At 65.9% G+C, this 11,573-nt stretch carries 6 protein-coding genes; 1 reads left to right on the top strand and 5 read right to left on the bottom strand.

From position 1 onward, the window contains the following. Window positions 1-48: 48 nt before the first annotated feature. From ACSYAO_RS09290 to ACSYAO_RS09270, 5 genes are all read right to left on the bottom strand, one after another. The gene (locus ACSYAO_RS09290; RefSeq protein WP_049459807.1) at window positions 49-1,275 is read right to left on the bottom strand and encodes an AGE family epimerase/isomerase; all 1,227 of its coding nucleotides are present in this window, start codon (window positions 1,273-1,275) and stop codon (window positions 49-51) included. After that, window positions 1,272-2,267: a carbohydrate kinase family protein gene (locus tag ACSYAO_RS09285; protein ID WP_043035615.1), complete on the bottom strand. Its 996-nt coding sequence runs from the start codon at window positions 2,265-2,267 to the stop codon at window positions 1,272-1,274. Before ACSYAO_RS09285 ends, ACSYAO_RS09290 begins: the two co-directional genes overlap by 4 nt. 7 nt (window positions 2,268-2,274) lie before the next feature. Continuing rightward, the gene (gene fucP, locus ACSYAO_RS09280) at window positions 2,275-3,588 is read right to left on the bottom strand and encodes an L-fucose:H+ symporter permease (protein ID WP_005409446.1); all 1,314 of its coding nucleotides are present in this window, start codon (window positions 3,586-3,588) and stop codon (window positions 2,275-2,277) included. Window positions 3,589-3,648: 60 nt separating this feature from the next. Continuing rightward, window positions 3,649-4,698 carry a LacI family DNA-binding transcriptional regulator gene (locus tag ACSYAO_RS09275; protein ID WP_005409445.1) on the bottom strand — a complete coding sequence of 350 codons (1,050 nt, stop codon included), beginning with the start codon at window positions 4,696-4,698 and terminating at the stop codon, window positions 3,649-3,651. A 96-nt stretch (window positions 4,699-4,794) separates the two neighbouring features. Beyond that, the gene (locus ACSYAO_RS09270) at window positions 4,795-7,260 is read right to left on the bottom strand and encodes a GH92 family glycosyl hydrolase (protein ID WP_049459806.1); all 2,466 of its coding nucleotides are present in this window, start codon (window positions 7,258-7,260) and stop codon (window positions 4,795-4,797) included. 1,117 nt (window positions 7,261-8,377) lie between these two features. Here ACSYAO_RS09270 and ACSYAO_RS09265 point away from each other — a divergent pair. After that, entirely contained in the window at window positions 8,378-11,455 is a 3,078-nt protein-coding gene (locus ACSYAO_RS09265; protein ID WP_440566849.1) for a TonB-dependent receptor, read from the top strand. The last annotated feature ends 118 nt before the right edge of the window (window positions 11,456-11,573 follow it).

Genomic DNA, 11,573 nt, shown 5'->3' with positions numbered 1-11,573 from the left:
ATTCCGGATTGCCAGGCATGGCCTGGCATTACTGCATTCAAACGATCTTCAGCGCACCACGTTCAACACTTCGTAGCACGCGCCCATGGTGTGGTAATCCACCTTGCCGGCCGGGCTCTTCTCGTCGCTGTACTTGCGGTTGTCCGCATCAAGGATGCGGAACCAGGCACCGTACTGGTGGTCGACGAAATGCTCCCACGAGTACGCCCAGATGCGCTCGTACCACTGCCAGTAGCGGTCATCACCGGTGCGCTTGGCCATCAGTGCGGCGGTGGCCAGCGTTTCGGCCTGCACCCAGAAATACTTGTCGTCGTCGCAGACGAAGCTGTCGCCACCGATCGGCGCACCGTCCATGCCCGGCTGTCGGCGCGTTTCCGGTGCGAAACCGTAGTACAAACCACCGCGCGCTTCGTCCCAGCTGCGCGCCACGGCCACATCGAACAGGTGCTGCGCGGTCGGCACCAGCCAGTCGGCCTGCACGTGGCGATCGAGGATCAGCAACAGCTTGGCCCATTCGGTCTGGTGGCCGGGCTGGAAGCCCCATGGGCGGAACAGGTGCTTGGGGTCGTCCAGGTTGTAGTCCCAGTCGATCTCCCAGTTCTCATCGTAGTGCTCCCAGACCAGCCCGCCGGCCTTGGCCGCCTGGCGGCGGGTCATGTTGTCGGCCAGCTGTAGCGCACGCTGGACATAGCGCTGCTCGCCACTGGCCTCGAACGCCGCCAGCATCGCCTCGCACATGTGCATGTTGGCGTTCTGGCCGCGATAGCCGGTGAAGTTCCACTGGCCATCGGCCTCGTCCTTGTACAGGCCGTGCTGTGGCTCCCAGAAGCGCGCTTCCAGCAGCTTCCAGGTTTCGTCCATCCACACACGCGCCTGTTCGATACCGGCCTTCAGCGCGCAACTGTAGGCCAGCAGCACGAACGCCACGCCGTAGCAGTGGTTCATGTCGTCCTCGACCTTGCCATCACGCAGGGTCCAGGCGTAGCCACCGGTGGCCGGGTTGCGGTGCACGTCCCGCAGGTAGCGCACGCCGTGCTCGACCGCCTCGCGGTACTCGGCATTGCCGAATTCGCGGTAGGCCATCGCGTAGTTGAAGACGAAGCGCGTGCTGCTCACCAGGTGGCGGTGGCTGGCATCGTAGACGCTGCCGTCATCCCGGAAGTAGTGGAAGAAGCCGCCGTCCGGATCGATGCAGCGCGGATGGTAGAACGCCATGGTATCGGCGATGTGCGCGCGCAGGAACGCGGGCGAACGGAAATCGGGCAAGGTGCTCATGCGGTAATGTCCTGGGCCTGCAGCAGCTGCTGCACTTCATCGAGCGAGGGCATCGCGGCGAACGCGCCCTTGCGGGTAACAGCCAGCGCCCCCACGGCGGCGCCGAAGCGCAGCGTGGCGGTGATCGCCTCCGGATCCTGGCAGAACGCAGCGAAACCAGCACCCGCCCCACCGCGCTCCAGCAGGCCGACCAGCACGCCACCGACGAAGGCATCGCCGGCGGCCGTGGTATCGACCGTGGCCACGCGGAAGCTGGTGACCGTGCCGTGGTTGTCGCGGGTGTACCAGTGCAGCGTGGCCGCACCATCGGTGACGATCACCCAGCGCGCCTGCGCGGCCAGCAGGCGCCGCAGCACCGTCGCCTCGCCGTCACTGCCCAGCGGCGCGGCCAGGTAGTCCAGTTCCTCGCGCGACAGCTTGACCAGATCGGCGCGTTCCAGCGCCTGCCACAGGCGCGGCGTCGGATCCTCGTTCGCCGGCCACAGCGCGGGACGCAGGTTCAGATCGAGGCTGACCACCGCTCCGGCCGCACGTGCACGGTCCATGCCGGCAAAGGTCGCCTCGGCGATGCCCGGCTCGGTCAGGCTGTTGGAGCAGACGTGGAAGCACTGCGCGCTGTCGAAGCAGGCGGCCTGGAAATCGCTGTCACGGAACAGCAGGTCGGCGGCCGGCGGGCGGTAGAAGCTGAAGCTGCGCTCGCCACTGGCGTCGAGGGCGACGAAGGCCAGCGCGGTCTTCGCCGCATCGGTACGCACGATGTAATCCGTGCCCACGCCGTGCTCGACCAGGCTGTCGGCCAGGAAGTCACCGAACATGTCACGGCCGAGCATGCCGACGAACTGGGTCTTCGCGCCCAGCCGCGCAGCGGCCACGGCAACGTTGGCCGGCGCACCGCCGGCGTACTGCAGGAACGCCCGCGGCGTATCGGCCGAGGCCGGCGGCTGCGCTAGTAGATCGATCAAAATTTCGCCGAAGCAAACGATGGAACCCATTCCGGACTCAGCCTCCCTGCGTTGCGGAAGCCGGCGTACGTGCGCCGACCAGTCCGTAGAAAATGATGTAGCCGTAGCACAGCAGCGGCAGGATGAAGCTGGCCTGCACACCGATGTGGTCGGCCAGCACGCCCTGCAGGTACGGCACCACCGCACCGCCGACGATGGCCATGATCAGCAGGCTGGAACCCTTGTTGGTCAGCGGGCCCAGGCGCTCGATGCTCAGCGCGAAGATGGTCGGGAACATGATCGAATTGAACAGGCCGATCGCCACCACCGAGTACAGCGCGATGTTGCCGGAGGTCAGCATGGTCGTGACCAGCAGCCCCACGTTGACCAGCGCGAAGATCGCCAGCAGGCGGCTGGGCGAGAAGCGCGCCAGCAGCGCCGAGCCGGCGAAGCGGCCGATCATCGCCATCGTCCAGTAGGCCGACACGTAATGCGTGGCTTCCTGCTCGCTGAAGCCGCCGATGTTGGGCATCGACAGGTAGTTGACCAGGAAGCTGCCGATCGAAACTTCGGCACCGACGTAGAAGAAGATGCCCAGCACACCCAGCAGCAGGTGGCGCTTGCGCAGCGCATCCAGGTAGCTGTGGTGGTGGCCCTGGTCGGCCTGCTCGGTGGCGTCGCTCAGTGCCGGCAGGCGGAACAGGTATACGAACAGCGCCAGCAGCACCAGCGCAACGGCCAGCCCCACGTACGGGCCCTGCACGGCCTGCGCCTCGGCGGCACGGTAGGCCAGCTGTTCGGCGGCCGGCAGTGCCGCGATGTCATCGGCACTCTTCACCGTGTTGGACAGGATCAGCATGCCGCCGAAGATCGGGGCGATGGCCGTGCCCAGCGAGTTCAGTGCCTGCGCCAGGGTCAGGCGACTGGAGCTGGTCTGCTCCGGGCCCAGCAGCGCGACGTAGGGGTTCGCAGCAACCTGCAGCACGGTGATGCCGGTGGCCAGAACGAACAGTGCGCCCAGGAAGGCGCCATACACGCGCAGCTCGGCCGCCGGCCAGAAGCCCAGCGCACCGATACCGGCAATCACCAGGCCGGCCACGATGCCCTTCTTGTAGCCCAGCGCCGCCACCAGCCGACCCGCCGGCAGCGACATCAGGAAATAGGTGCCGAAGAAGGTGAACTGCACCAGCATCGCCTTGGCGTAGTTCAGCTCGAACACCGCCTTCAGGTGCGGGATCAGGATGTCATTGAGGCAGGTCAGGAAGCCCCACATGAAGAAGATCGTGGTGACCACGGCCAGCGCCTTGCCGTTGGTGACGGCAGGTGCGTTGCCCGAAGATCCCGTTGGACGGGGCGTTGCGGAGATCGGCATGCGGTACGCGCCTCGATGCGCGGAAGGTCGTTGTTGCGTGGAAGGGGTGTATGGAATAAATCAGTTCGGTCGTGCGGCACTGCTTTCGCGGATGCGCAACTGCACCGGCGCGACCGTGCGCCGTGGCGGCGCGTCCGGTTCGTCCAGTCGTTGCAGCAGCAGCGCCGCAGCTTGCCGGCCCCGCTCGCGCGGATCGGCGGTGAGCGTGGTCAACGGCGGCACCGCCACCGCAGCCTCGGAAATATCGTCGAAGCCGGTAACGGCAAAGTCACCTCCCGGACGGATGCCCCGTGAATTCAAGCCCAGCATCAGGCCCAGCGCGACGGTGTCGTTGTAGCAGACCGCCGCACTCGGCCGATGGCCATCGGCAAACAGCTCATCGGTGCGCGCTGCGGCTTCCAGGCGGTTCGGTGCCGACTCGATCATCCAGCCCGGCGGCAGCGGCAGACCGGCCTCGGCCAGCGCCTGCTGGAAACCGGCACGGCGCTGGTGGCACGAGCTCGATGCGGCGTGGCCGCCGAAGAAGGCGATCTGGCGATGTCCGCGCTCGATCAGGTGGCGCGTGGCCAGATAGGCACCGTGCTGGTTGTCCAAGGTGAGGAAATCCCAGTCGGCCCCTTCCAGCTCGCGGTTGAACAGCAGCACGTTGGCATTGGCACCCAGTGCCTGTCGCAACTGCACGGTATCGCTGCCCTCGGCCGGCGACAGGATCAGGCCGGCGGGGGTGTGCTCCATCAACGTGGACAGCACGGCCTGCTGGCGCTCCGGCGATTCGCCAGTGCTGCCGAGCAGGGTCACGTAACCGCGTCCGCCCAGCGCCTCGTCCACGCCGGACGCGAATTCGGCGAAGAACGGGTTGGAAAGATCGTTGATCACCAGCGCGATGCTCGACGAGGTACGTCGACGCAGGTTGGCGGCAGCGCGGTTGTAGACATAGCGCTGCCGGCGCAGCTCGGCCTCGACCTTGGCACGGGTATCGACGTTGACCAGCGGGCTGCCGCGCAACACCAGCGACACGGTCGCCCGTGACACGCCGATGGCACGCGCGATGTCGGTCACCGTCACTGCCTTGCCGGCGCGCTTGCTGGGACTGCTGCCGTTGTCGTTCATCGTCTTCCCGGACTCCGCTGGAGGCTCAAGCCTAATGGATCAGGGCCGTGTCGTGCCGTGCCGTTCGCTGGGTCACCGCGAACGGCACAGTCCGGCTCAGCGCAGCTGGCTGCCCGGTGCCGCGCACCAGGACACCGGCAGGTCCTTCACCGCCGTACCCCAGCCCTGCTCCGGCGCCTTCGCGTCAAGCGCGAACTGCAGGCGCGGGCCCTGCTGCAGCTGGTTCCAGTCCAGCCAGACCGGCGCATGCGCCTGGCCATCGACCTGCACGCCCTGAACGTACTGCAGGCGGCGGCCATCGGCACCCGGCGCGTCGATGCGCAGCGTCCGGCCATTGCCCATGTCCAGTTCCACCTTGCTGAAGCGCGGGGTGTGCAGCAGGAACTGGCCGCTGCCCGGCACCGCCGGATACACGCCGATGGCGCTGAAGAGATACCAGGCCGACATCGTGCCGAGGTCGTCGTTGCCGGTCACGCCATTGGGCGCATTGGTGAACAGCTGCTGCGCGGCACGCACCACGGCCGCGGTCTTCCACGGCTGGCCGATCAGCGTGTACAGCCACGGCGAGTGCAGGTCAGGCTCGTTGTTCGGGTTGTAGCGGAACTGGTTGTAGTAGCTGTACGGCCCGACCACCCACTCCTTGCGGGCGGCATTGAGCGGATCGGCCTGCAGCGCGTCCATGGCGAAGAACGCGTCGAGGCGGCGGCCGGCCTGTTCGCGGCCCTGCATCGCTTCGACCAGCCCCGGCACGTCCTGCTGCGCCAGCCACTGGTACTGCCACGCCGTGCCCTCATGGAAACCGTGGTGCGAACGCGGACTGTAGTGGCCATCGGCCGGGGTGTACCACTGGCCATCCTCGGTGCGCGGGCGCGGGAAACCGGTGAAGCCGGTCTCGGCGTCGCGCACCTGCGGGTCCCACACCTTGCGCCAGTTGCGGCCGCGCTCACGCAGCGTCGCCGCGTCCTGCGCATGGCCGAGGCCATCGGCCATCTGCGAAAGCGCACAGTCGGCCAGTGCGTATTCCAAGGTAGCCGAACCGCCGTGGTGCGGATCGACGTCCATGCCCTTGGACGGGAACGCGCGGTCGTAGACCACATAGCCCTTGTCCAGGTAGGTCGGGTTGCCGGAACGGCCGGCCATGCGTGAGTTCAGCGGCGGCGTGCCGAAGGCATTGCGGCGCAGCGCATCCCAGGCCTGCGATTCACGGCCCTTGAGCGCACCGAAGCGCCACAGGTCGACCATGAACGGGGTGACCGGATCGCCGGTCATGATGTTGGTCTCGAAGTTGGCATAGCCCCAGCGCGGCAGCCAGCCGCCCTGCTCGTCGATCGCCAGCAGGGTACGGCCGATGTCGCGCGCCACGTCCGGGCGGGTCAGTGCCAGCCACTGGTTCTGCGCGCGGTAGGTATCCCACAGCGAGAAGTACTCGTAGTAGGTCCAGCCATCGGCACGGTGGATGCCATCGTCATAGCCGCGGTAGCGGCCGTCGGCGTCGTTGCCGGTCATCGGCTGCAGCAGCGCGTGGTAGACCGCGCTGTAGAACACGGCGCGGTCGTCGGCGGTGCCGCCCTGCACGCGCACCCGGCCCAGCTGCTCGCGCCACGACTGCTGGGACAGCGCCCGCATCCGATCGAAACCGAGCAGCGCGCCGCCCTGCATGCCTTCCGCGCGCAGGTTGGTACGCGCGCCTTCGGCATCCACATGCGATATCGCGCTGATCGCCGTTACCGACTGGCCCTTGGCGAGGTCGAAGCTGAGCCAGGCACCATTCGGCTTCTGTTCGCCTTCCATGCTGTGGCGCGCACCCGGCAGGCCGCCGCCCTCGCCCCAGGTGCCATGCGCCTTGAACGGGCGGTCGAACTCGATGCGGAACCAGGTGGTGTACTGATGGCCGCCGCAGAAACTCTTGGTCACCAGCTTGCCCTCGACCACGCGGTCGCCGACCACATCGACCACGCTGCCGATCACCGAATGGCGCTCATTGGCTTGGCCAACATTGACCAGCACGTGGCCCTCGCCCTGGCGCTGGCTGAAGGTGTAGCGCTCGGCCGCGGCACGTGTACGCGCGGTGGCCTCGGCATCGATGCCGCCGTAGCTGGTCAGGCGCACCTTGTAATAGCCGGCCTGGCCGATCTCGCCGTCATGCGTGTACGAAGCGGCATAGGTCTTGTGGTTGAAGTTCTTGGCGTCAGCAGTATCGAAATCGCCGCCCGGACCGATGCTGCCGGTGACCGGCAGGATCGACACCTGCCCGCCCTGCTCCCAGCAACCGGCGCCAGAGATGAAGGAGTGGCCGAAACCGCGGATCTTCTCGTCGTCGTAGCGCCAGCCGGAATAGTGGCTGCCGATCGGGCTGACCTGGATCAGCCCGAACGGTGCCGATGCGCCGGGGAAGGTATTGCCGTCGTCCTTGCTGCCGATGAAGGTGTTGACCTCGCGCTCCAGCGCCGCCGGAGCGGCCTGCAGCAGCATCGGCATGGCCGAAAGCGCCAGCAGACAGGCCAGGCGCGCCAGCGGGCGGGAGGACAATGGGACGGCGGGAGCGGACGGCACTGGACGCATGTCGGGTTCCTGTAGTCGATGACGCGGAGGCAGACGGCCGGGGCCGTCCGGCACCGTTCCGCTGAGCCCTGCCCTGACCTGCAGAGAGCTCCCCCTGGAATGACGCCCGACCCACCAGACCGTGGATTTAGATCGATTCAAGTAGAGCATGCGGCTTCAGCCGAATGCATTCTGCGGCGCAGCATGAGAGGGGGTGTTCGGCAGGGCTGCGCCCTGCACCTGCCGAAGCCGAAGCAACAGCAAAAGCCGACTATCCGTGGGATGGCGGGGTGGGTCCGGTTGCGGGGGACGCCGTAAACCCGTCCCTGGGGGCTTGGCCGCGGCATCCATGCCGCGGACACCCCCGCAACCGGACCCACCCCGCCTTCGACAGATTTCCGCGATCTGTAGATCCACGCCATGCGTGGATGAATCTCTGTCGGATATCGAAATCGATTGGGGTCAGATCCGTTTTCCAAAGGAAAACGGATCTGACCCCAGGACCCCATGTAGTTCCAGGATCAGTCCAACCGTCACCGGGAAACTGTCAAAGGTGGGGCGATGTGGGCTGGCAGGACCGTTGGCGCCATGGATGGCGCCATCGAGCCCCCAGGGGTGAGGGCGCTTTGCTTGCGAAGCACTGCTTCGCAAGCGCCCGAACGCACAGCCGCCAGCGGCTGGGCCGGACCCCGGAAGGGGGGTTTACGGCGTGTCCTGCCAGCCCACACCGCCCCACCAAACCAGCAGAAAACCAGAGCCGCTTTGGCTTTGGGTTGTTGCCGGCCAGCGGCCGGCACACCGCGGGTGCAGGGCGCAGCCCTGCCGACCCACCCTCCCCTGCGCACGAAAACGATTTCACTGTTTTCAGCAAACCGTCATCCCTTCGCCACGCCAGTACCATATTGCGGAGCAGCATGCGCCCACGGGCGACCCATGCTAAAAAACGCCCGCCCATCGCTTAGATCGATCCAAGACGACATTGCGATGGCCGGGAGTTGGGGGAGCGGCAACAGGACGTACCAGGCCACGCGCACGGTGCAACTGCCACTGCATGGCGATAGCGACAATGTCACTTCAAATTAGATCGATTCAAGTTGTCCGTGCCACGTCACCGGATCAATCCAGGAGAGAGGGAGAGATGGGAATGAAGCATTCAACACGTACGCATGGCCAGGACGCATTGTCGCTGGCCGTCGCGCTGGCCTTGGCCGCCGCCGTCGTTCCGGCCGGCGCCGCCGCGCAGCAGGCAACCACCAGCGGCTCGCAGGAAGCCACCAACCTGGACAGCGTCCAGGTCACCGGCTACCGCTACGCCATCGAAAAGAGCCTTGAGCAGAAGCGCGACGCCAACGCCGTTGTCGAAGTGATCACCGCCGAGGACGTCGGCAAGTTCCCCGACAAGAACGTGGCCGACGCACTGCAGCGCGTGCCCGGCGTGGTCATCACCCGCAGCGGTGGTGAAGGCAAGAGTGTCAGCGTGCGCGGCCTTGCGCCGGACCTGACCCTGACCCAGTTGAATGGCAACTACGTGGCCACGTCGGAAACCAACGACGAAGCCACCCGCTCGTTCAACTACACCCTGCTGCCGTCGAACATGCTGTCCAGCGCCGAGCTGTTCAAGTCGCCGGAAGCACGCATCGACGAAGGCGGCATCGGCGGTACGGTCATCCTGCACACCCGCCGTCCGCTGGACATGGAGTCCAACTCGGGCTTCGTCACGCTTGAGGGCACCTCCTCCGATACCCACCACGATATCGACCCGCAGGCCTCGGCCCTGTATTCGTGGCACAGCAAGGATGAGCGTTTCGGCGTGCTGGTCGGCGTGACGCAGCAGAAGCGCACGACCCGTACCATGGAAGCCAGCACCGAGGACTACCAGTGGTACGGCGCCGGCAAGGCACGCGACGCCTATGGCAACGTGCAGCAGCAGGACGGCATCCACTACTGGTGGGGCAAGTCCGGCTTCAACAACCAGACCGGCGGCAACTACAGCGACTTCTTCATGCCGACCTCGGTCAACTTCGCCGTGAAGCAAGAAAAGCGCGAGCGCAAGGGCGGCCAGCTGACCTTCCAGTTCAAGCCGGTCGACAACGTCACGATGACCGCCAACTACTTCCGCTTCGAGCTGCAGGGTGACTACACCCAGAACATGCTGAAGATTCCGGAATGGAGCATGGCCCGCTTCAACGGCGATGGAAACTGGGCCGGCGGCCGCCTGCTCAACGGCCTGGATTTCGACCCCAGCGGCAACACCGTCACCGGTGCCCAGTTCGAAAAGCTGGCCGGAAAGACCTACTACTGCAGCGAAGACCAGGCCAAGGCCGCCGGCCTCAAGCCCGGCGGCTGGGGCCCGGACGACTGCACGATTCCGACACCGCAGCTGACCGGTGGCTACAGCAAGGAAAAGGCGCTGTCGCAGACCGCCGACCTGACCATCGACTGGGACATCAGCCCGCTGTGGAAGGCCTCGTTCACCGGTGGCCGCACCTGGTCTGAAGGTGGTCCGTCGATGAACTTCCGCATGTCGGCCAAGCCGCGCCGCAAGGTCGGCAACGACTACCTGTCCGGTAACCAGTACAGCGCATGGGACCTGACCGGCACGCCGTCTGCCACCTTCTCGCCCGACCTGCAGCAGCAGTTGATGAACGGCATCGCCGAAGTCGACACCGGCTCGACCGATTCGTCGTGGAAGCGCACCGAGGTCAAGCAGAACTACTTCCAGGCCGACGTGACCAAGCTGTTCGAGTCCGGTTGGCTGGATTCGATCCAGTTCGGTGCCAAGTACCGTGATGGCAAGGTCCACCGCAACACCGGCAACACCTACTGGGTATGCCCGGGCCGTGACCCGGCCGACTATGACAACAGCCGCTACCAGAGTGGCTGCGATCCGACTGCCGGCGATGCGCAGCCCGGCTTCTTCCTGTCGAACCCGATCAGCAACATTGCCGGTGGCTTCAATGCCAACGTGTTCCCGGGCATCAACTACCCGGCGTACATCGACTATCTGAACAAGACCTACGGTGGTTCGCACAACCGTACCGAGGAAGACTTCGTCTACAACGTCAACGAGAAGATCTACTCCGGCTACTTCCAGGCCAACTTCCGCACCGAGCGCCTGCGCGGCAATGTCGGCGTGCGTGTGGTGCGCACCAAGCAGTTCGCGCAGTCTTCCGACTCGATCGAGAAGTTCAACGACTACTTCCTGGACAACGCGTCCGGCGCGCCGATGGCGTGCACCGATCCCGCCGCTGCGGCCTACCCGACCTACAGCTGCGAGAGCGGCTTCGTGCGCCTGCCGCATGACCTGGCGCAGAGCAAGACCTACAGCCTGATCGGCGTGGACCGCACCTACACCGACGTGCTGCCGAGTTTCAACATTGCATGGGACATCACCGACACGCTGGTGCTGCGTGGTGCCGCATCGAAGGTGATCGCCCGCCCTGGCTACACCGACATCGCAGCACCGGGCGCACTGAGCTACTACAGCGAGGAGTACGTCAATGATCGCCGCGTTGCCGGTGGCGCATCGACCGCAGGCTGGGTCGGCCAGGGCAGCAACAAGCAGCTGGAGCCGTTCAAGGCCACCCAGTTCGACCTGGGCCTGGAGTGGTACTTCCAGCCGGGCGCGGTCGCCGGCGTCAGCCTGTTCCGCAAGAACGTGGACAACTTCACCCTGCCGGTGGTGCGCGACACGCCCATGGTCATCAACGGTGAAGCGGTGAACGTGCAGCGCTACGAGACCCAGGCCAATGGCCGCGATGGTGTGTCGCAGGGCGTCGAGCTGTATGGCCAGTACACCTTCGATTTCGGCTTCGGCGTGCAGGCCAACTACACCTACAACGACACCAACCTGGCTTCCATTGTTCTGGACGGCCAGGAAATCGGCTCCTCGCCGCTGGTCGGCAGCGCCAAGAACCAGGCCAACGTGACGGTCTTCTACGAGAACGAGAAGTTCCTCGCGCGCGCCTCGTTCAACCGTCGCGGCCAGGTGGTCGGTGGGCTCAACAATGGCCTCACCGTCTACACCGAGCCGTATGACCAGCTGGACCTGAACGTGGCCTACAACCTGACCCCGGACTGGACCCTGACCGCCTCGGTGATCAATGCCACCAAGTCCGAGCAGCGCGTGCACCTGGGAAGCGACACCAAGGCACGCCTGATCTCCAATACCTATGCAGGCCGCCAGCTGTACTTCGGCGCTACCTGGAAGTTCTAAGGCAACACCGGGTTGCCCGGGCGTGCCCCGGTGCAACCCACGCCCCGCCCTGGCGGGGACGTTCCTCCACGGCAGCCGCGCTGGTACAGGTGGCTGCCGTTTTTTCTTGTCGGCGCTT

It is taken from the genome of Stenotrophomonas sp. STK16_22, from assembly GCF_051984505.1.
Classification (GTDB): domain Bacteria; phylum Pseudomonadota; class Gammaproteobacteria; order Xanthomonadales; family Xanthomonadaceae; genus Stenotrophomonas; species Stenotrophomonas maltophilia_A.
This window is presented reverse-complemented; position numbering and strand designations above follow the sequence as displayed.